Annotated in this window: 18 protein-coding genes and 1 riboswitch; of the genes, 5 read left to right on the top strand and 13 right to left on the bottom strand. The window is 69.5% G+C overall.

Annotation, left to right across the window (positions count from 1 at the left end):
* Positions 1-14 precede the first annotated feature (14 nt).
* Positions 15-1409, bottom strand: coding sequence for a cardiolipin synthase (gene cls, locus AC0QSG_RS08800; protein ID WP_475377296.1), 1395 nt, complete (start codon positions 1407-1409; stop codon positions 15-17).
* Positions 1410-1571: 162 nt separating this feature from the next.
* Here cls and AC0QSG_RS08805 point away from each other — a divergent pair, with 162 nt between their 5' ends.
* Positions 1572-2474, top strand: a complete 903-nt coding sequence (locus AC0QSG_RS08805) for an aminodeoxychorismate lyase (protein ID WP_475375096.1) — start codon at positions 1572-1574, stop codon at positions 2472-2474.
* 24 nt (positions 2475-2498) lie between these two features.
* Here AC0QSG_RS08805 and AC0QSG_RS08810 read toward each other — a convergent pair whose 3' ends face one another.
* Together AC0QSG_RS08810 and AC0QSG_RS08815 are read right to left on the bottom strand one after the other, a co-directional pair.
* A complete protein-coding gene (locus tag AC0QSG_RS08810) occupies positions 2499-4982 on the bottom strand; it encodes an ATP-binding cassette domain-containing protein (protein WP_475375097.1) in 2484 nt (827 codons plus the stop codon).
* Between the two features lie 15 nt (positions 4983-4997).
* Positions 4998-5615: an ECF transporter S component gene (locus AC0QSG_RS08815; protein ID WP_435727293.1), complete on the bottom strand. Its 618-nt coding sequence runs from the start codon at positions 5613-5615 to the stop codon at positions 4998-5000.
* 50 nt (positions 5616-5665) lie between these two features.
* Positions 5666-5795: riboswitch (TPP riboswitch) on the bottom strand.
* A 70-nt stretch (positions 5796-5865) separates the two neighbouring features.
* Between AC0QSG_RS08815 and AC0QSG_RS08820 the strand changes: the two genes are divergently transcribed.
* Complete coding sequence (locus AC0QSG_RS08820; protein ID WP_475375098.1) at positions 5866-6135, top strand: DUF4235 domain-containing protein; 270 nt, start codon at positions 5866-5868, stop codon at positions 6133-6135.
* 7 nt (positions 6136-6142) lie between these two features.
* Here the strand turns inward: AC0QSG_RS08820 and mnhG are convergent, their stop codons facing one another.
* The 6 genes from mnhG to AC0QSG_RS08850 are packed head-to-tail and all read right to left on the bottom strand — an operon-like array spanning position 6143 to position 12608.
* A complete protein-coding gene (gene mnhG / locus AC0QSG_RS08825) occupies positions 6143-6544 on the bottom strand; it encodes a monovalent cation/H(+) antiporter subunit G (RefSeq protein ID WP_475375099.1) in 402 nt (133 codons plus the stop codon).
* Positions 6544-6813 carry an MrpF/PhaF family protein gene (locus AC0QSG_RS08830; protein WP_435727296.1) on the bottom strand — a complete coding sequence of 90 codons (270 nt, stop codon included), beginning with the start codon at positions 6811-6813 and terminating at the stop codon, positions 6544-6546. Before AC0QSG_RS08830 ends, mnhG begins: the two co-directional genes overlap by 1 nt.
* On the bottom strand, positions 6810-7409 hold the full coding sequence (locus tag AC0QSG_RS08835) for a Na+/H+ antiporter subunit E (RefSeq protein ID WP_475377297.1): 600 nt from the start codon (positions 7407-7409) through the stop codon (positions 6810-6812). The genes AC0QSG_RS08830 and AC0QSG_RS08835 overlap by 4 nt, the downstream gene beginning before the upstream one ends.
* 26 nt (positions 7410-7435) lie before the next feature.
* Positions 7436-9085: a Na+/H+ antiporter subunit D gene (locus AC0QSG_RS08840; protein WP_475375100.1), complete on the bottom strand. Its 1650-nt coding sequence runs from the start codon at positions 9083-9085 to the stop codon at positions 7436-7438.
* Positions 9082-9627: a Na(+)/H(+) antiporter subunit C gene (locus AC0QSG_RS08845; protein ID WP_435727298.1), complete on the bottom strand. Its 546-nt coding sequence runs from the start codon at positions 9625-9627 to the stop codon at positions 9082-9084. The genes AC0QSG_RS08840 and AC0QSG_RS08845 overlap by 4 nt, the downstream gene beginning before the upstream one ends.
* Positions 9624-12608: a Na+/H+ antiporter subunit A gene (locus AC0QSG_RS08850; protein WP_475375101.1), complete on the bottom strand. Its 2985-nt coding sequence runs from the start codon at positions 12606-12608 to the stop codon at positions 9624-9626. Before AC0QSG_RS08850 ends, AC0QSG_RS08845 begins: the two co-directional genes overlap by 4 nt.
* A gap of 164 nt (positions 12609-12772) precedes the next feature.
* On the opposite strand from AC0QSG_RS08850, the gene AC0QSG_RS08855 reads away from it, so the two are divergent.
* Complete coding sequence (locus tag AC0QSG_RS08855) at positions 12773-14101, top strand: MFS transporter (RefSeq protein WP_475375102.1); 1329 nt, start codon at positions 12773-12775, stop codon at positions 14099-14101.
* 12 nt (positions 14102-14113) lie between these two features.
* On the opposite strand, the gene dcd is transcribed toward AC0QSG_RS08855, so the two are convergent.
* Positions 14114-14695, bottom strand: coding sequence for a dCTP deaminase (dcd, locus tag AC0QSG_RS08860; protein ID WP_475375103.1), 582 nt, complete (start codon positions 14693-14695; stop codon positions 14114-14116).
* Positions 14696-14881: 186 nt separating this feature from the next.
* Here dcd and AC0QSG_RS08865 point away from each other — a divergent pair, with 186 nt between their 5' ends.
* A complete protein-coding gene (locus tag AC0QSG_RS08865; protein WP_435727302.1) occupies positions 14882-15700 on the top strand; it encodes a M15 family metallopeptidase in 819 nt (272 codons plus the stop codon).
* A gap of 2 nt (positions 15701-15702) precedes the next feature.
* Here the strand turns inward: AC0QSG_RS08865 and kynA are convergent, their stop codons facing one another.
* Both kynA and AC0QSG_RS08875 read right to left on the bottom strand, forming a co-directional pair.
* On the bottom strand, positions 15703-16557 hold the full coding sequence (gene kynA / locus AC0QSG_RS08870; RefSeq protein ID WP_475375104.1) for a tryptophan 2,3-dioxygenase: 855 nt from the start codon (positions 16555-16557) through the stop codon (positions 15703-15705).
* Between the two features lie 8 nt (positions 16558-16565).
* The gene (locus tag AC0QSG_RS08875; RefSeq protein WP_475375105.1) at positions 16566-18272 is read right to left on the bottom strand and encodes a fumarate hydratase; all 1707 of its coding nucleotides are present in this window, start codon (positions 18270-18272) and stop codon (positions 16566-16568) included.
* A 145-nt stretch (positions 18273-18417) separates the two neighbouring features.
* Between AC0QSG_RS08875 and AC0QSG_RS08880 the strand changes: the two genes are divergently transcribed.
* A complete protein-coding gene (locus AC0QSG_RS08880) occupies positions 18418-18888 on the top strand; it encodes an SseB family protein (RefSeq protein WP_475375106.1) in 471 nt (156 codons plus the stop codon).
* 89 nt (positions 18889-18977) lie between these two features.
* Here AC0QSG_RS08880 and AC0QSG_RS08885 read toward each other — a convergent pair whose 3' ends face one another.
* Entirely contained in the window at positions 18978-19679 is a 702-nt protein-coding gene (locus AC0QSG_RS08885) for a type 1 glutamine amidotransferase domain-containing protein (protein ID WP_475375107.1), read from the bottom strand.
* Between the last annotated feature and the right edge of the window lie 25 nt (positions 19680-19704).

Consider the following 19704-nt stretch of genomic DNA (forward strand, 5'->3'; position numbering starts at 1 on the left):
GGCCGCGGTTTCGGCTACTGCAGCGTGGCGGTCAGCCGGGCCGCGTTGTCCGCCCACCGGGCCAGCGGCGGACGCGCTTCCCATTCCTCGAGCGTGAGCAGCCTGGACGCGGCGCGGTAGACGTCCTGGACCTGCGTCACTTCGGCGACGGCCTCGGCGCCGATCAGCATCACGGAGACCTCCAGGTTCAGGGAGAACGAGCGCATGTCCATGTTCGACGAACCGAAGACGGCGACCTCGTCGTCGACGGTGAAGCACTTCGAATGCAGGACCATCGGCGCCGGGTAGCGGTAGATCTTCACGCCGGCGGACAGGAGTTGCTTGTAGTAGGACTGCTGGGCGTGGTGCACCAGCATCTGGTCCCCCGTTTCGGAGACGAACAGTTCGACGTCGACCCCGCGTTGCGCCGCCGTCGTCACGGCGTAGAGCAGCGAATCGTCAGGGACGAAGTACGGGCTGGTGATGGTCAGCTTCTCGGTCGCCGAGTAGATCAGCGTGGTGAAGAGCCGCAGGTTGTTCTCCAGCTTGAACCCGGGCCCGCTGGGGACAATCTGGCCCGTGATCGATCCGCGCGGCACTTCGGGAACGACCCGGGTGAGGTCCTCCATCAGGTTCTCGTCGGTCTCCTGCGACCAGTCGGTGGCGAACACCACGTCCAGGCCGGTCACCAGGGGGCCGCGGACGCGCGCCATCAGATCCACCCACTCGCGGCCGGCCGCGTGCGCGGACGCGCGCTTGTATCCGGGCTCGATCAGGTTCTGGCTGCCGGTGAACGCGACCTCCCCGTCGATGACCAGGATCTTCCGGTGGTTGCGGAGGTCGGGGCGGCGCCATCGCCTGCGCTGGAGCGAGACGGGCAACATGGCGCGCCACTCGATGCCGGCGTCGTTCAGGCGCTTCTTGAGCTTCGGGAATCCCTTGATCCGGGCGGTGCCCAGGTGGTCGAAGAGGAAGCGCACCTTCACGCCGCGGGCCGAGGCCGCGTCCAGCGCGTCCAGCAGCGGACCCGCGAACTCCGGGTCGTCGCCGACGATGTAGAACTGGACATGCACGTAGCGCTCGGCGTCGTTGACCGCGGCGGTCATCGCCTCCAGCGACGCCCGGTAGCCGGTGATGAACTCCAGCGCGTTGCCCTCCTGCATCGGGAAGGCGCCGAGGTTGCGGTTCAGCTCGACGGCGGACCTGACCCAGTCGGGGGCGTCGAACTCGCTGTCGTCGATGTCCAGGTGCTGCGTGGCCGCCAGGACGCGGTCGTTGACGTCCTTCTGCCGCTGGATGCGTCGCTCCGACAGGCGGAAGTTGCCCAACAGGAGGAACAGGACCAGCCCGACGACCGGCATGAAGAAGATGGTCAAAAGCCAGGCCATCGCCGTGGTCGGCCGGCGGTTTCCGGGGACGATGCCGATCATGACCAACCGGATGCCCGCATCGATGACCCAGGCGGTCACGAGAAGCCATGCGGGAAGCGATTCCCACAATGCGAGCGCGTCGAACACGGAACCTCCCAGTCACGCCGAACAATGCCCTCAAGCCTAGCCGCATCCGGCGTGCGCCGGGCGTAGGGTTTATCCATGACTGTCTTGGTGTTTGTGGACCCCTCCCACCCGGCCGGCCGGGTGGCCGACGCGTCCGTTCCGCAGCTGTCCGCACTTGATCAGGGCGCCACCCGGGGCGACGGCGTGTTCGAGTCCGCGCTGTACACGGACGGCGCGGTGCGCAAGCTGGACGCGCACCTGTCCCGCATGGTCGTTTCGGCCGCGAGCTGCGATCTGCCGCTGCCCGCGGAGGACGTCTGGCGGGCCGCGATCGCGACGGCGGTTCAGGCCTACGAGGCCGAACGCGCAGCGGGCACCGGCGGGCCGGACACCTCGGACGACGAGGCCGTGGTGAAGCTCGTCGCGACGCGCGGACCCGAGGGCGCCGGCCACGGAACCGCCTGGGTGGCCGTTTCGCCGGCCCCTGCGCTGGGACGCCGGCAGCGCTCGGAGGGCATCGCCGTCGTGCTCCTGGACCGCGGCTACGACTCCACGATCGCCGACCGCGCCCCCTGGCTGCTGATGGGCGCCAAGACGCTGTCCTACGCCGTCAACATGGCCGCCCTGCGCCATGCCCGCAAGCAGGGCGCAGACGACGTCATCTTCGTCTCGAGCGACGGCCGCGTGCTGGAGGGCCCGACGTCGACGGTGCTCCTGGCCGTGCGCGAGGGCGGGCGCAAGCGCCTGATCACCCCGATGCTGGAAACGGGAATCCTGCCCGGCACCACGCAGGGGGCCATCTTCGCAGCGGCCGAGTCGGCGGGTTGGGAGCTCGGCTACGGTCCGCTGGAGCCGCAGCACCTGATCCAGGCCGACGCCGTCTGGCTGGTTTCCAGCGTCCGGCTCCTCGCGCCGGTGAACTCGCTCGACGGCGTCGAGCTCTCCCGCGACCCGGAACTGCACGCGGAACTCACGGCGATGGTCAACGCCATCCGCTAGCCGCGCCGCCCGCGCGCCGGGCGGCTAAGTCCAGACGAGGTTCCATTGGCCGGAGGCCACGGACGCCCAGACGGCCGCCGCGCCCAGGAGCGCGCCACCGGCCACGACGCCGAGGTCCCGCCGTGCGAACACGGATTCGCGCGCCCAGGACCTTTCGGCGCCGCCGAAGCCCTTGGCCTCCATCGTGACGGCCAGCCGCGACGCGCGGCGGATGGCCTGAACCAAGAGGCCGAAAGCCTGGCCCAGGTTCGCCAGGATGCGCTGGCCAAGCGACCCGCGCGATCCCACGCCGCGCGCGCGGCGTGCCATGCCCAGGGTCGTCCACTCCTCGACGAGGAGTCCGAGCAGCCGCATGCCGGCCAGCGCCCCGAGGACGAAACGGTGCGGCAGCCGGGCCTTCTGCGCCAGGGCGTTCGCCAGATCGGTCGGGTCCGTCGTGGAGAAGACGAGGACCGCCGGCACCGCGACGGCGAACGCGCGCAGCCCCGTCGCGAGACCCGCGACGAGCGACCCCTCCGTGACCGTGAACACTGCGAGGTCCAACAGCACGGCGCCCGAGTCGTTGCCCACCAGCGCGGTGCCCCATGCGCCGAACATCCCGGCGACCAGCAGCGGCCAGGCCCGAGCGAGGAAGCGCGCGATGGTGATGCCGGCGAGCGGCAGCAGGCACAGCGTCACCAACACCACGAGTCCGGCGCTCACGAAATCCAGGGTCGCCACCAGCGGGATGGTCGCCAGCGCGACGGCGCCGAGCTTCGCCAGCGGATTGGAGCGGCCGAGGAGACTGGTCCGGCCGGACGCAGTGGGCTCCAGCAGGCCGGGTCGTCCGACGTCGGCGCCCCCCTCCACCGCGGGCGGACCGGCGCCGAGGGTCTCCACGGCCAGCGTGCGTGCGCCGAGTGCCGCGGCGAAGTGTTCGTCGTGGGTCACGGCGACGACCGAGGCTCCCGCCTCCAGCTGCTCGCGCAGCAACAGCGCGAGTTCGGACCACGTGTTCATGTCCTGGCCGAACGTGGGTTCGTCCACGATCAACACCGACGGCCCCGCGGCGAGCACGGTGGCGACCGAGAGCCGGCGTTTTTCGCCGCCGGACAGGGTGAAGGGGTTCGCGTCGGCCAGGTGCCGCAGCCCGAGGCGGTCCAACAAGCCATCGACCCGTTCGGCGATCTGATCGTCGCCGAACAGCGGAATCCGGCTCCCCGACACCCGCGCCTGCCGCGGACCGAACGCGAGCTCCTCGCGCACCGTGGCCGCCACGAACTGGTGTTCCGGCTCCTGGAAGACGGTGCCGATGCGGCTGACCAAGTCGGCTGCCTTCCACCGGTGGGGACGCTCGGCGAGGACGGTGGAGTTGGCCCTCGCCGAACCCTCCGGCGGGTCGCCGGGCGAGGTGAGCGCCGGCGTCGCGACGACGCGTCCCGAGCGTTCGGGAAGGAGCCCCGCGAGCGTCAGGGCGAGTGTGGACTTGCCGGAGCCGTTCGCTCCGGTGATGCAAAGGGCCTCCGCGGCGCCCAGTCGCAGGTCCACTCCGGCCAGTGCCACAGGGGCGCCCGCGGTCCGGGCCACGGACAGCAGCTCGGTGCGCAGCAGCATCTCCCCGGCCGGGCGCGCGCCGGCGTCGTCCGCCATCGCCGGGAGCACCGGGAGCGCCGGGAGGATCGGCACGTGGCCGGGAACCCACACGCCGGCGCGGATGAGATCCTCGCGCACGGGGCCGGGGGCGAACAGTTCGGCGGGAGTGCCCTGGTGCGCCACGCCTCCCCCGGGCTCGAGGACCACCACGCGGTCCACGTGCGGTGCCCAGGCATCCAGGCGGTGCTCGACGATGACGGCCGTCGCCCCGGTGAGTTCCAGTGCCGCCACCACGGCGTCGCGGACCTCGCGGACGCCCGCGGGATCCAGGTTGGCCGTGGGCTCGTCGAGCAGCACCAGACCGGGCCGCATGGCCAGGATCCCGGCGAGCGCCAGCCGCTGCTTCTGGCCGCCGGAGAGGGAGGACGACGGATGGTCGAGCCCGACCCGCAGCCCGACGGCGTCCAGCGCCTCGGCGACCCGGGGCCAGATCTCATCGCGCGGCACGGCGAGGTTTTCGGCGCCGAACGCCACGTCGTCGCCGACGCGCGCCTGGACGACCTGCGTCTCCGGGTCCTGCTGCATTAGCCCTGCGCGGCCCGTCGACGCGTGGGCCGGGCGGCCGTCGACCAGCAGTTCCCCGGCGGATGCCGTGTCCTCGTCCGCGTGGAGCACGCCGGCGAGGGCGTGGAGCAGGGTGGATTTGCCCGCGCCCGATGGCCCGGCGAGCAGGATCCGCTCCCCCGGCCGGATGTCCAGGTCGAGCCCACGCAGGGCGTCTCGGGTGCGGTCGGCATGCCGCCAGCCCCAGCCCCGGGCGCTCACCGAGGCGGGCGCGTGCCCGGCGACGGGCCGCGTGCCCGGCGACGGGCCGTGTTCGCCACGCCGCTCCGCTTCGTGGCCGGCGGCACCGGCGTCGTGCATGTGGGTGGCCATGAGGGGACCTACCGGCTAGCCCCGGGCCGGTTCCTGTCCGGCCTTGCGGGAGGCGAGGGCGGACAGCGCACCGGTGCGGGCGAGTGCCCGGGTGGCCAGCCAGGACAACAGCCCGGCGATGACGATCCCGGAGACGGTCATGCAGCCCACGTAGACGAGCTTCATGGCGGCGGTGTATTCGGGGAACCAGTTGAAGACGAACGCGTCGTTGATTCCGCCGAAGAGGCCCGCCGCGGCGCCGGCGAGGAGCGCGGTCACCAGGCCCCAGCGCCGGTAGAGGAACGCGGCGAACACGAGTTCGGCGCCGAGGCCCTGGACAAGCCCGGACACCAGCACGGTCCAGCCGTATTCGGAGCCGAGAAACGCGGACACGACGGCGGCGACGGTCTCGCAGAACAGGGCCGCGCCCGGCTTGCGGATGATCAGCGCGCCCAGCACGGCCGGGAAGAGCCAGAATCCGGCCACGAGCGCCGAGGACGGCGGGAAGGCGACGAAGAGGAAGTCCAGCGCGTGGTGGATGGTGTTCCAGCCGAAGAAGATGACGCCGGAGGCGACGGCGATCACGGCCGCGACGACGATGTCAACGACGCGCCACGAGGCGCGCGCGTTGCGGGGGTTCTGCAGGGTGGTCATGGTTTTTCCTCCTTGAGGGCAAGGAGGGGAGGAAGAGTCGACGGCGCGCTCACCCTGAGATCTCGACTCCCTTCGCCGGTACTAGCCGGAGCAGGTTCGAGGGTCTGCGTCGAAGCGCACTCTCAGCATCAGTTGACCGGGCCGTTGGGCACCGATCGTGACGCTCCCCTGTCGTGGTTGTTCAGTGTCCCCAGTCTAGCCCCGCGTTATGCTGGGCAGGTAATCACGCCGAACGACGGGAGCACTGCACGTGAACATTCTGCTGAGGGTGGGCGGCACCATCATTTCGCTGGTCGCGGGGCTGGCCGGCGCCAAGGTCGTGGACGCGGTCTGGACGAAGCTCACGGGCAACGAGCCGCCGAAGGCGACGAACCCCAAGACGCAGGCGGAGGCGACGCTGCGCCAGGCACTGGGCTTCGCCGTGATGTCCTCCGTGGTCGCGGCCGTGATCCAGGTGGCGACCAACCGCGGGACGCAACGCGCCATCGCGCGGTTCAACCGCACCCTCGACGAGGTCTAGAAGACGTCTAGGGGCTGCCCGGCGGGGTCTCGCGGCCGCCGGCGTTGCCGTCGGCGGCCCGGGCCACCACCTCGTCGAGGTCGTCCAGCACCAGCGTTTCCTTCTTGAGGTGCCTGGTCCGGTATCCGGATCGACCGACCATGTGTGCGCTGACTGGTGCCGTCAGCAGCTGGAGCATCCACGCCAGGAACAGCGCGGGGGCCACGGACCACGAGCCCATCTGCAGGCCCACGGCCGTGAGCATCAGCAACAGCCCCAGCACCTGCGGCTTCGTGGCTGCGTGCATCCTGGACAGCAGGTCGGGAAAGCGGAGCATGCCGATTCCGGCGGCGAACGACATCAGCGCGCCGACGACCAGGAAGACGGCGGACACCACGTCCACGGGGGTTCCCCACAGCGAATTGTCCATTAGGAGTTCCTCCGGTCCGTCACGTAGCGCGAGATCGTCACCGAGCCGATGAAGCCGATCACGCTGGCCGCCAGGACAAACGGCAGGTGGTCGATGTGGTGGTTCGCGGCCATGTCGATGCACAGGGCGGCGACGACGATGGTCAGGAGCACATCCAGGCCGATGACCCTCTCCAGGATGGAGGGGCCGCGGGCTATGCGGACGAGGGCCAGGGCCGCGGCGGCCGCGATCAACAGTCCCGAGGCCCATACGGCGATGTCCATGATCATGCTGTCCTCCCGCGCTTCGCGCCGGCCTCGGCGCCGTTCTCCGCCTCGAGCGAGGCAAGTTCCTCGCGCGTCCCCATCACGCGAATCAGCCGCGCCTCGGTGGTGCGCGCCTTGCGGCGGAAGTCCTCCGCCTCCTCCCGGGTGTTCACGTCCAAGACGTGGAGATACAGGGTCGCGTTGGGACGGTCCACCTCCACGGTGAACGATCCCGGTATCAGGGTGAGGACGTGGGAGACCGTGGTGATCATCAGGTCCTCGCGGCTGCGCAGGCCCACCCCGACGACGGCGCTGCGCACCTTGGGGCCCTTGACCAGCGCGGTGCCGAGGACCTGGAAACTCGCGACGGCGATGTCCCACACGAACCGCACGGCGAAGAGCGCTGCGCGCCAGACGTTGAACCGGCCGCTGAGCTCCACCGGCGGCAGCCGGAACGCGGACACGACGCCGAGGGAGATCAGGAACCCGAACACCAGGTTGCCGATGGCGAAGTCCCGCCAGAGCGCGCCCCAGACGAGCACCATCCACACCAGCAGCGGCAGCTCCACCATGAAGCGCGCACGCTTGCGGCGGCGGGATGCGGCGCCGGGGGTGCGCATGCCCAGTGCGGACGGACGCGTGGGAGTCACGGTGCCACTCCCGTCACGGGTGCGTTGGGCTCCGAGGCGGTCCCCAGCACCGCCGAGATGTAGTCGTTGCGGTCCATCATGTTGCGCGCCGCCTGCTCGCTGAGTCCGAACAGCGGGCCGGCGAACACCGTCAGCGACAGGCCCAGGACCACCAGGGCGGCCGTCGAGCCGACCATGGCGCGGGGGAGGAGATCGATGTCGCCGCGGTCGCTGAACCGGCTGGCGGGATGGTCGGCGACGTGGCGGTAGGTGGTCACGCGCCCGCCGTCGGCCGCGCCGACCAGGAGCAGCGGGTCCGGGTCCTCCGCGTCCTCCGCCTTCCGCCAGAACGCCCGGTTCCAGACCCGCGCGACGGCCAGCAGGGTCAGCAGCGACGTGGTCACGGCCCCGCCCAGGAGAACCCAGGCCAGCGGTGTCCCGAGTTCGATCCCGCCCTGCAGCAGCCCCAGCTTGCCCAGGAAGCCGGAGAACGGCGGGATGCCGGCCAGGTTCATGGCCGGGAGGAAGAACAGGACGGCCAGCACCGGGGAAAGCTTGGAGAGCGATCCGAGCCGGTCGGCGTTCGAGGTCCCGGCGCGGCGTTCGATCAGGCCCGTCACGAGGAACAGGGACGTCTGGACGATGATGTGGTGGGCGACGTAGTAGACCGTCGCGGCAAGCGCCGCCACGTTGCCGATGGCGAGCCCGAACACCATGAAACCGATGTGGCTGGTGAGCGTGAAGGAGAGCATGCGTTTGATGTCCGCCTGCGCGATGGCGCCGAGGATCCCCACGATCATCGTCAGCAGCGCGACCACCATCAGCACCGAGTTGATGCGGTCCCCGGGGAACAGCAGGGTCTCGGTGCGCACCATGGCGTAGATGCCGACCTTGGTCAGCAGTCCCGCGAACACCGCGGTCACGGGCGCGGGGGCCGTCGGGTAGGAGTCCGGGAGCCAGAACGAGAGCGGGAAGACCGCGGCCTTGATCCCGAACGCCACCAGGAGCATCAGGTGCAGGATCATCTGGGTGCCCGGATTGAGGTCGTTCAGCTTAAGCGCGAGGTCCGCCATGTTCACCGTTCCGGTCGCGGCGTAGATCATGCCGATCGCGATGAGGAACAACATGGAGGACACCACGGACACGACGACGTACGTCACGCCCGCGCGGATCCGCGCCGTCGTTCCGCCGAGGGTGAGCAGGACGTAGGACGCCGTCAGCAGTATCTCGAAGCCGACGTAGAGGTTGAAGAGGTCGCCGGCCAGGAACGCGTTGGAGACGCCGGCCACCAGAATCATGTAGGTCGGGTGGAAGACGGAGACGGGGCCGTCCTCGTCGCCGTCGGCCATGCCCTGCCCGGTCGCGTACACCAGCACGGCGAGGCTGACCGCCGTGGAGACCACGAGCATCAGGGAGGAGAACTCGTCGACCACCAGTGAGATGCCGAACGGCGGGGCCCATCCGCCGATCAGGACGGCCTGCGCTCCGTGGCCCCAGGCCGCGGTCAGCAGCCAGACCTCGAGCGCCAGGGTGATGACGAGCGTGGAAATCGTGGTGATGCGCTGGATCCGCGTATGGCGGCGCAACACGAAGGCCAGTGCCGCGCCCAGAATCGGAAGTGCTACGGCCAATGGCGCGAAGGCCACGGCGGCCAATGGTTCGGTCATCGTGCCTCCCTGTTTCTCCCGTGGTCGTCTGTTCCGGCGCTTTCCTCCGAGGAGGCCTGCCGCCGGTCGGATTCGTTTGCCGACCGGTTGGCGTCCGCGGTGGCCCGCGAGGCGGCCTCGTCGGTGTCCTCGCTGAACTCCGTGGTGTCCGCGGGGACCTCCGCGTCGTCCTCGAAGTCGAAGTGGGACTGCTCGGCGACGCGGCGGTCCTCGAGGTCGTCCACCACTTCGTCCCGCCGGGCGATGACCCAGGACCGGTAGATGATGGCGAGCATCAGGGCGGTCACGGCGAAGGTGATCACGATCGCCGTCAGGATCAGCGCCTGCGGCAGGGGGTCGGAATACGCGTCCGCGGGAGTCTCCGGGTCGTAAAGCGGGGCGAGCCCCGGCAACCCGCCGGCGATCAGGATCAACAGGTTCGCACCGTTGCCGATCAGCAGCAGGCCCAGCAGGACGCGCGTCAGGCTGCGCTCGAGCAGCAGGTAGATGCCGGCGGCGAACAGGACGCCCATGACCAGCAGGAGGGTGACGTTCGGTGTCATCGGGCCACCCCCTCCGTCTGCGGGGCCGCGGGGTTTTGGGGCTCTTCCGGGGTGGCGCCCTCGGAGCGTTCGTCGATCTCGGAGCCGAGGCTGCGCAACACGTCGACGACCAGGCCGACGACCACCAGGTACACGCCGACGTCGAAGATCGTCGACGTGACGAACTTGTGGTCCCCGAACACCGGCAGCGAGAACTCCAGGGCGGCGCTCTGGAACATCTGCCCGCCGAAGAACAAGGGCACGACGCCGGAAAGCGTCGCCGTCGCCAGCCCCATTCCCAGGAGGGTTCCGGGGCTGATCGGGGTCGACTCCGCGAGCTCGAACCGCCCGCCCGCGAGATAGCGGATGGTCAGGGCCAGCCCCGCGAGGAGGCCGCCGGCGAAGCCGCCACCCGGGGTGTTGTGCCCGGCGAGCAGCAGGTAGACCGAGAAGAGGATGAGGGAGTGGAAGATGAGCCGGGTCACCACCTCGAGGATGATCGACCGGCGTTCGGGGGCCAACGTGCGGCCCGCGACGATCCACGCGTCCTTGGCCGACTTGGCGAAGTGGCGGGCGATCGCCAGCGCGGCGGCGGATCGGTTCGGCGCGTGGATGTGCTCGGATCCGCGGTCCACGGATCCCGGCTCGACGTCCTCCACGGGGCGCTTGTCGTCGCCGCGTCCGCGGACGTAGATGAGGCTGGCGACGCCGGTGGCCGCGGCCGCCAGCACCGTGAGTTCGCCGAAGGTGTCCCAGACGCGGATGTCCACGAGGGTGACGTTGACGATGTTCTTTCCGGCGCCGCCGTAGTACGCGAGCTCCGGGAACGCCAGCGAGACGGGGTCCGCCGTGCGCGAGGCCATCGCGATCACCGCGATAGACATCATCACCAGGCCGAAGCCGATCCCGATGGCCGCCCGCAAGGCGCGGTGGCCCGCGGGGTTGGACGTCCACAGCGGGGCCGGAAGGGTGCGTAGCGCGAGGACCATGGCGACCAGGACGATGGTCTCGACGAGGAGCTGGGTCAGCGCCACGTCCGGGGCGCCCTGCAACGCGAACAGGATGGCCATCCCGTAGCCGGTGACGCCGACCATCAGCACGGCCAGGAAGCGCTTGTTGGCCCGGATGGCCGCCAGTGCGCCCACCACCATGCACGCGCCGACCATGAGTTGGGCCGGGGTATCGAACCACGTGATCTGCTGCGGAAGCGGCGTCTCGTAAACGAACACAGCGACCGCGGGGGTCAGCAACCCGACGGTGAGGATCACGGTCAGGTAGAACATCAGGGAGCCGCGCTGTGTCCGCCCGGTCACCCACACCGCGACCTCGTCGGTGGCCCCCAGCACGTTTTTGTAGGTTCGCTCGGCGTCGAACACCGGGTACAGGAGCTGCTGCGCGCGCGCCACCGGCCCGCGCAGGACAAACATCAGGGAGCCGGCGGCGACGATGACCGCCGACAGTCCGAGCCCCGGCGTGAGGCCGTGCCACAGCGCCAGGTGGATGGGGTGCTCCGCCTCCGGGAACAGCGCGGCGTACGGCTTGATCGCCTCCTCGAGCATTCCCGGCGCGAAGGCGAAGAACACCGTGGCGGCGGCCAGGACCAACGGCGCGGCCAGGAACAGCCACGGCACGGGTTTGAAGTCCGTCGCGGCGACGCCGCGCTTCGTCGCGAAGCCGCCCCACACGAAGCGGGCGCTGTAGGCAAAGGTCAGGACGGACCCCAGCACGACTCCGGCGAGCAGCCACGTGCCCCCCGGACCGGCCGCGCCGTCGTCGAGCAGCGCCTCGAGGACGGCCTCCTTGGCGACGAAGCCGAACAGCGGCGGCAGGCCGGCCATCGACGCGGCGCCCACCACGGCGACGACGAACAGCTTCGGGGCGCTCCGCCACAGTCCGGAGAGCTTGCGCAGGTCGCGGGTGCCCGCCTGGTGGTCGATGATCCCGACGACCAGGAAGAGCGTGGCCTTGAAGAATCCGTGCGCAAGCATCATGGCGATGCCGGCCATGGCGGCGTTTGCCGTACCCACGCCGACCAGCAGGATCAGGAACCCGAGTTGCGATACGGTCCCGTAGGCGATGAGCAGCTTGATGTCGTCCTGCCGCAGCGCGCGCCAACCGCCGACCAGCATGGTGGCCAGACCCAGCCCGAGCACGACCGGGTGCCAGAACGCCGTCTCGGCGAAGCCCGGGGCCAGCCGCGCCACCAGGTACACGCCGGCCTTCACCATGGCCGCGGCGTGCAGATACGCGGACACGGGGGTGGGCGCGGCCATCGCCGCCGGCAACCAGAAGTGGAAAGGGACCAGCGCGGACTTGGACACCGCACCCACGAGGATCAGGAGGATCGCGACGTCGATCGCGGTCCCCTGGGCCACGAGGCCGCCCGCCCGCGCCATGATGCCCGAGAGCCGGTACGTTCCGGCAGCCTCCCCCAGCATGATCAGTCCGAGCAGCATGACCAGGCCGCCGAAGGTCGTCACGATGAGCGCCTGCAGGGCGGAGCGGCGGGCGAAGATACGGGTCCGCGAGTAGCCGATCAGCAGGTAGGACAGGACCGTGGTCATTTCCCAGAAGATGAACAGCAGGATCAGGTCGTCCGCCACGACCAGTCCGAACATGGCGCCGGCGAAGGCCAACAGTTGCGCGCCGAAGGGGCCGATGTTGGCGTCCTCGTTTTTGAAGTACCGCGCGCAGTAGAAGAGCACCAGCGCCCCGACGCCAAGCACCAGGAGGCTCATGACGGCGGACAGCGCGTCCATCCGGAACGCGGCCTCGAGCTGCAGCGGTTCGATCCACGCGAACGCGTCCGACGGCGGCGCGTTCGGTTCGCCGGTGGCGGCGGTCTGATCGGCCGAGGTGAAGGAGGCGAAGTTCGCCACCAGCCACACGAAGCCGGCCGCGGGCACGCCGCCGAGAACGTAGAAGGTCGCCCGGCCGAGGCGGCGGAAAATCAAGGGCGCTACGAGGGCCACCGCGAAGAGGGCGATGAGCACGACGAGCACGATGATCTCCTGGGGGCGCAAACTGCGTGGACTCCCCGGCTCGGGTCCGGGGCATCGTGGCAGGTGGTCAAGGGCTGGTCCAACTTTATCAGTTCACGGGCGCGCCGCCGTGCCCCGGCCCCGGTTTCGGGCCCCGATTACGCGCAGGGCGTTACGCTTCACCCATGAGCCACCTGCCCGCGGCCGTCCCGGCCCCCGCACACCGGAAACCGACCAATCGGCAGGTGCTCGCGTGGGCGTCGTGGGACTGGGGGTCCGCGGCCATCAACGCGGTGATGACCACGTTCGTCTTCACGGTTTACCTGACCAGTTCCCTGTTCGGGGAGACGGACGCGAACTCGGCCGTGTTGGGCAACGCGCTGGCGATCGCCGGCGTCGCCATCGCACTCCTCGCGCCGGTCACGGGACAGCGCTCCGACGCCGGCGGACGCCGCCGCTTCTGGCTGGGCGTCAACACCGTCTTGGTGACCATCGCGACGGCGGCCTGCTTCTTCGTGCTCCCGGAACCGCGGTTCCTGCTCCTGGGAGTGACGCTGATTGCGGCGGCGAGCGTGTTCGCGGAGTTCGCCACGGTGAACTACAACGCGATGCTTCCGCAAGTGTCCACGCCCGCCACCATCGGCAAGGTCTCGGGCTTCGGTTGGGGCATGGGCTACCTCGGCGGCATCATCGCCCTGGCGATCGTGCTCTTCGGCTTCGTCCAGCCGCTCGTCGACTGGCCCGGCGCCTCCGACGACGGCTCGCTGAACCTGCGCCTGGTCGCGGTCTTCTCCGCGGCGTGGTTCCTGGTCTTCGGGCTGCCCGTCCTGTTCTTCGTCCCCGAGGTTCCCCGGCGCGTGGACACCTCCAAGGTGGGGTTCCTGGAGTCCTACCGGATTCTCGCCCGCCACGTCGCCAAGCTGGCCAAAACAGCACCGCACACGCTCTACTACCTGGTCGCCGCGGCCGTGTTCCGCGACGGGCTCGCGGCCATCTTCACGTTCGGCGGCATCATCGCCGCCGGCACCTTCGGGTTCTCGACGTCCCAGGTCATCGTGTTCGCGATCGCCGGCAACGTCGTGGCCGCCGTCGGCGCCATGGTCGGCGGCCTGCTGGATGACAGGATCGGCCCCAAGGCCGTGATCGTCGGCTCCCTCGTGGGGCTGCTGATCGCCGGGACCGGAGTGTTCCTCTCCCCCGGAGCGACCGGCTTCTGGGCGTTCGGGCTGCTGCTGTGCCTGTTTGTCGGGCCCGCGCAGTCCTCGGCCCGGGCGTACGTGGCACGCCTCGCCGACACCGGGAACGAGGGCCAGCTCTTCGGGCTATACGCGACCACGGGACGGGCGGTCAGCTTCCTGGCCCCCGCACTCTTCTCGCTGGCGATCGTGCTCGCCACGCCGCACGTCGCGCCGGGCGGGGCCCAGCGGTTCGGCATCCTGGGGATCCTGACCGTCGTGCTCGTCGGCCTGCTTCTCCTCTTGCCGGTGCGCAAACCGGCCCCGAAGGACGCCTGAGGCCGGCTGCGCCTACTCCGCCAGGCGGGTGCGGTGGAAGTTCAGGTGGCTGCGCGACGCCGTCGGGCCCCGCTGGCCCTGGTACCGGTTTCCGTACGCGCCCGAACCATAGGGGTGCTCGGCCGGCGAGGTCAGTTTGAAGAAGCACAGCTGGCCGATCTTCGATCCCGGCCAGAGTTTGATCGGGAGCGTCGCCATGTTGGACAGCTCCAGCGTGACGTGGCCGGAGAACCCGGGGTCGATGAACCCCGCCGTGGAGTGGGTCAGCAGGCCCAGCCGGCCGAGCGATGACTTCCCCTCGAGCCGGGCGGCGACGTCGTTCGGCAGGGTCACCGCCTCGTAGGTGGAGCCCAGCACGAACTCGCCGGGGTGCAGGATGAACGGCTCGTCGGGATCGACCTCCACCAGGCGCGTCAGTTCCAGTTGGTCGAGTTCCGGATCGATGTGCGCGTACTTGTGGTTGTCGAAAAGCCGGAAGAACCGGTCGATCCGCACGTCGACGCTGGAGGGCTGCACCATCGACGGGTCGTAGGGGTCCAGCACAATGCGGCCGGAGTCGAGTTCGGTCCGGATGTCGCGGTCTGAGATCAGCACCCGTCCAAAATATCCCATCGGCACGGTCGAAGCGCACCGCTCGCCCGGGTCGGAGCCACTTGGGTAGATTCACGGTCCCTTACCGCGGCGAACAACGCGGGACTGTCCGCCCCGGCCAGGGAGCGATATCCTGAAATCCGCACGGCCGCCACGCCTCCGTGCGGCAGCCCTACCGATGGACACACCATGCACGAGTTCCCGAAGCCTCGGCTTCTGCCCACCGCGGTGGCCCTTTTGGCCACGGCGGTCTTGGCGTTGGCCGGGATCGCTCCCGCGGCGGCCAACGAACGTGCTGCGTACGACTTCACGGATCCCGCGTCGCCGACGGTCCTGGTCAACAAGACGACTCCGCTCAAGCCGGCGGACTACGTCCCGGACGGCCTGACGCCCGCCGGGGGCTCGGAGAACCTGATGGTGCCGGAGGCCGCCGTCGCGCTGGCGGTGCTGCTGGACCACGCGGCCAACGAGGGCCACCCGTTGATCGTCGAAAGCGCCTACCGCTCGCACGCCCGCCAGGCGCAGCTCTACCAGGGCTATGTGGCCCGCTACGGGGAGGCCTACGCGTCAACCATCTCCGCGAAGCCGGGCACGAGCGAGCACCAGCTGGGGCTCGCCGCCGACGTCGGACTCGCCACGGGCGAGTGCTCGCTGGAGCGCTGCTTCGGAGACACGCCCGCCGGAAAGTGGGTCGCCAGCAATGCCGCGGAATTCGGTTTCGTCGTGCGCTACGCGCAGGGGCAGGAAAAGGTCACCGGCTTCGGCTACGAGCCGTGGCATCTGCGCTACCTCGGCGTCGACGTGGTGTCCGCCATGGAAGCGGCCGGGGCGGAGACGCTCGAGGAGTTCGCCGGAGCCGGGCCAGCCGCAAAGCCCGCTCGAACCGCGCCCGCCGCCGGCCCCGCTCCCCGGCGCAGCGCCGTTGGCCCCCCCGCCATGATTCGCAGGGTCGATCGACCGCCGCTCGACTGGTATCCGACGTGGGGCGAGGGCGCGGCGGGTTCCTGAGCTCAGGCGCCCACTTCGGTCCGCACCGCGAGCAGTTCGGGGAAGAACGTCAGCTCGAGCGCGTTCTGCAGGAAGGCGACGCCGGAGGAGCCGCCCGTGCCGCGCTTGAAGCCGATGGTGCGCTCCACGGTCTTGAGGTGGCGGAAGCGCCACAGCTGGAAGTTCTCCTCGAGGTCCACCAGTTCCTCGCAGGCCTCGTAGAGGTCCCAATGCCCGTCGGCGTTTTCGTAGACCGTCTTGTAGACGGCGACGAGTCCCTCGTTGAACACGTGCGCCTCGGTGACGTCACGCTCCAACAGCTCGGTCGGAACGGGTAGCCCGCGGCGGGCCAGGAGGCGGATGAACTCGTCGTAGAGCGACGGGGCCCCCAACAGCTCCGTCAGCAGCGCGTGGGCCCGGGGATCGGCGTCGAACACGGAAACCATCCCGGCGTTCTTGTTGCCGAGCAGGAACTCGACGGCGCGGTACTGGAACGACTGGAAGCCGCTGGAGGAGCCCAGGTCGCCGCGGAACTGCGCGTACTCGGTCGGTGTCAGCGTGGCCAGCACGCTCCACTGTTCCGTCAGGGTCCGCTGGATGTGCTTGACGCGGGCGATGTGCTTCAGGGCGTAGCGCAGGTCGTCGGCCGCCAGCCGCGCCACGATCGCGCGCAGCTCGTGGAGCATCAGCTTCAGCCACAGCTCGGACGTCTGGTGCTGGATGATGAACAGCAGTTCGTCGTGGTGCTCGGGTTTGCTGACCGGATGCTGCGAGGACAGGAGCGTGTCCAGACCCAGATAGGACGCGTAACTCATCTTGTCCCGGAAGTCGGTCTCGATGCCGTCCTCGAGCGCGCGCGTGTTCTTTTCGACGGACACCGCGTCCCCTAGCTCGCCCGGACGGGTATACCCGTGAACGTCGGCTTGAGGGTTTCGGCGAAGAAGTCGTTGCCCTTGTCGTCGACGACGATGAACGCCGGGAAGTTCTCGACCTCGATGCGCCAGATGGCCTCCATTCCCAGTTCCGCGTATTCGAGAACCTCGACCTTCTTGATGCAGTCCTGGGCCAGGCGCGCCGCGGGGCCGCCGATCGAGCCGAGGTAGAAGCCGCCGTGGCTGTCGCAGGCCCGGGTCACCTGGGGCGAGCGGTTGCCCTTGGCCAGCATGACCTTGGAGCCTCCGGCGGCCTGGAACTGGTCGACGTAGGAGTCCATGCGGCCGGCCGTCGTGGGGCCGAAGGACCCGGATGCCATGCCTTCGGGGGTCTTCGCGGGCCCCGCGTAGTACACCGGGTGGTCCTTGAGATACTGCGGCATCTCCTCGCCGGCGTCGAGGCGTTCCTTGATCTTGGCGTGGGCGATGTCGCGGGCGACCACCAGCGGTCCGCTGAGCGAAAGCCGCGTCTTGACCGGGTGCCGCGACAGTTCGGCGAGGATGTCCTCCATCGGGCGGTTCAGGTCGATCTTCACGACGGAGCTGCCGCCCGTGCCGGAGACCCCGGCGGCGTCGTCGCCGTGTTCGGCGACCGCCGCATGGGTCTCGTCCGGCATGAAGCGCGCGGGGTCGGTCTCGAGCTGCTCGACGAACACGCCCTCGGGGGTGATCTTGGCGAGCATCTGGCGGTCGGCCGAACAGGAGACGGCGATGGCGACCGGGAGCGAGGCGCCATGCCGGGGCAGGCGCACCACGCGCACGTCGTGGCAGAAGTACTTGCCGCCGAACTGCGCACCTATGCCGAAGTGCCGGGTCAGTTCCAGCACCTTCTCCTCCAGGTCGATGTCGCGGAACCCGCGGCCCGTCATGGCTCCGGTGGTGGGGAGGTTGTCCAGGTACTTCGCCGAACCGTACTTGGCCGTCTTCAGGGCGAACTCCGCGCTCGTGCCGCCGATGACGATGGACAGGTGGTACGGCGGGCAGGCCGCCGTGCCGAGGGAGCGCAGCTTCTCGTCCAGGAACCGCAGCATCGAGTTCTCGTTGAGGATGGCCTTGGTCTCCTGGTACAGGAAGGACTTGTTCGCCGAGCCGCCGCCCTTGGCCATGAACAGGAACTTGTACTGGTTCTCGTGGCCCTCCTCGGTGTCCGCGTAGAGCTCGATCTGCGCGGGGAGGTTGTTGCCGGTGCTCTTCTCCTCCCACGTGGTCAGCGGCGCAAGCTGCGAGTAGCGGAGGTTGAGTTGGGTGTACGCGTCGTAGATTCCCTGCGACAACGCCTTCTCGTCGGGACCGCGGGTGATGACCTGCTGGCCGCGCTTGCCCATCACGATCGCCGTGCCGGTGTCCTGGCACATGGGCAGCACGCCGCCGGCCGCGATGTTGGCGTTCTTGAGCAGGTCCAGCGCGACGAATTTGTCGTTCGGGCTGGCCTCGTCGTCGTCGAGGATGTTGCGCAGTTGCTGGAGGTGCGCGGGACGGAGGTAGTGGGAGATGTCGTGCAGCGCCGTGCGGGACAGCAGCGCGAGGGTTTCCGGATCGATCTCGAGGTACGTCCGGTCCCCCGGACCCTCCACGGTCCGCACGCCTTCGGTGGTCAGTAGGCGGTAGGACGTCTCGTCCGGGCCGATCGGCAGCAGGTCCTCGTACTGGAATTCCGTCATGGTGCTTCCTCGCAGTGTGTCCATCTTGGGCGCTCCCACTCTAGTTCGCCGAGCGCGTTTGGGCGGAACCGGCTCCTGCCCATGACGCCAGGGACGGGCCCGGCCCGGGTTGCGGAACGTCCGCGGACATGGTCGGGTGGAGGGCATGAGCGAACAGCCAACCTCAGCGTCCGAATCCGAAATCGACGGCGACGAGCCGCAAACCCACCTGGAGACGGTCCTCGTGGCCGGGCAGTCGGATCCCGCCATGGCCGGAACCGTCATCGGGACCTTCCTGCGCGAGGAGGTCTACTTCCTGAGCCGCGAAGAGGTCGGCGAGGCAACGGAGAACGTGCAGCCCCTCGTGGTGCAGAACCAGGACGGCAATCCCCTGATCGCCCTGTTCACGCACACCGACCGCATTCCCGCCCCCTACATCGAAGAGGCGCCGTTCGCCGTCCGGGTGGCCGGTGCCGCCGTCATCGACAACCTGCAGGGCGCCGGCATGGTCATCAACCCCGGCCACGAGATCGGTTTCGAGATCGGCCCGGAAGGCGTCGAATCGATCCGCAGGGATTTCGGCCCCGACGGCCAGCCCGCCCACCCGGACGCGCCGGCACCCACGGACCAGCCCTAGCGCCGCTCCCCTTCCCAAACGCCGAACGGGCTGTCACCACGCGGGTGGCAGCCCGTTCGTGTGTCCCACCGGTTCGCGGCGGGCGGACCCTACTCGGCGAGTGCCTTGAGCACCTCGTCGGCGACGTCGCCGCTGGACTGCGGGTTCTGGCCCGAGATCAGGTTGCCGTCGCGCACGACGTGCGAGGCCCAGTCCCCGCCCAGCTCCAGCTGGGCGCCCTGCTCGCGCAGCACGGTCTCCACGAACCACGGCGTGTTCTCGCCGGTGCCACCGGAGAGTTCCTCCGCGTTGGTGAAGACGGTCAGGCGCCGTCCGGCGAAAACGAACCGGCCGTCCTGGTCCCTGGCGCTGAGCAGCCCGGCGGGACCGTGGCAGAACGGTGCGATGACCCGGCCCGCCGTATCGACCTCGCGCAGGATGCGGCCTAGGTCGGCGTCCTGGAAAAGGTCCGCCATGGGGCCGTGGCCGCCGGGGAGCACGACGGCGTCGTATTCGGCCGCCTCCGCCTCGTTCAACGCCATCGGCGCCGAAAGCTCCGCGTCGATGGAGTCGATGTAGGCGCGGAACTCATCCGCCTTGTCCTGGCCTCCCGCCATCTCCGGGCTGAGGCTGACTTCGTCGAAGGTGGGACGCTTCCCGCCGGGGGATGCCAGCTCCACCGCGTGTCCGGCCTCGCGGAGCTTCCGGTGGGACACCACCAATTCCTCCGCCCAGACCCCGGTGGGGTGCTCGCTGCCGTCTTTCATGGTCAAGGATCCGGCCGCCGAAACGACCATCAGAATCTTCTTCATCGTTCTCTCCTTCGTTGCGGATTGT

This window comes from Arthrobacter sp. LT660, from assembly GCF_056172845.1.

What these genes read in the sequence shown, in the direction of transcription:
- AC0QSG_RS08810 (WP_475375097.1), bottom strand. Translation starts at nt 4,982, where the DNA reads ATGGCCACCCACATGCACGACGCCGGTGCCGCCGGCCACGAAGCGGAG.
- AC0QSG_RS08865 (WP_435727302.1), top strand. Translation starts at nt 14,882, where the DNA reads ATGCACGAGTTCCCGAAGCCTCGGCTTCTGCCCACCGCGGTGGCCCTT.
- AC0QSG_RS08805 (WP_475375096.1), top strand. Translation starts at nt 1,572, where the DNA reads ATGACTGTCTTGGTGTTTGTGGACCCCTCCCACCCGGCCGGCCGGGTG.
- AC0QSG_RS08835 (WP_475377297.1), bottom strand. Translation starts at nt 7,409, where the DNA reads ATGCGCACCCCCGGCGCCGCATCCCGCCGCCGCAAGCGTGCGCGCTTC.
- AC0QSG_RS08875 (WP_475375105.1), bottom strand. Translation starts at nt 18,272, where the DNA reads ATGACGGAATTCCAGTACGAGGACCTGCTGCCGATCGGCCCGGACGAG.
- cls (WP_475377296.1), bottom strand. Translation starts at nt 1,409, where the DNA reads ATGATCGGCATCGTCCCCGGAAACCGCCGGCCGACCACGGCGATGGCC.
- AC0QSG_RS08885 (WP_475375107.1), bottom strand. Translation starts at nt 19,679, where the DNA reads ATGAAGAAGATTCTGATGGTCGTTTCGGCGGCCGGATCCTTGACCATG.
- AC0QSG_RS08815 (WP_435727293.1), bottom strand. Translation starts at nt 5,615, where the DNA reads ATGACCACCCTGCAGAACCCCCGCAACGCGCGCGCCTCGTGGCGCGTC.
- AC0QSG_RS08880 (WP_475375106.1), top strand. Translation starts at nt 18,418, where the DNA reads ATGAGCGAACAGCCAACCTCAGCGTCCGAATCCGAAATCGACGGCGAC.
- AC0QSG_RS08855 (WP_475375102.1), top strand. Translation starts at nt 12,773, where the DNA reads ATGAGCCACCTGCCCGCGGCCGTCCCGGCCCCCGCACACCGGAAACCG.
- mnhG (WP_475375099.1), bottom strand. Translation starts at nt 6,544, where the DNA reads ATGGACAATTCGCTGTGGGGAACCCCCGTGGACGTGGTGTCCGCCGTC.
- AC0QSG_RS08840 (WP_475375100.1), bottom strand. Translation starts at nt 9,085, where the DNA reads ATGACCGAACCATTGGCCGCCGTGGCCTTCGCGCCATTGGCCGTAGCA.
- AC0QSG_RS08830 (WP_435727296.1), bottom strand. Translation starts at nt 6,813, where the DNA reads ATGATCATGGACATCGCCGTATGGGCCTCGGGACTGTTGATCGCGGCC.
- AC0QSG_RS08845 (WP_435727298.1), bottom strand. Translation starts at nt 9,627, where the DNA reads ATGACACCGAACGTCACCCTCCTGCTGGTCATGGGCGTCCTGTTCGCC.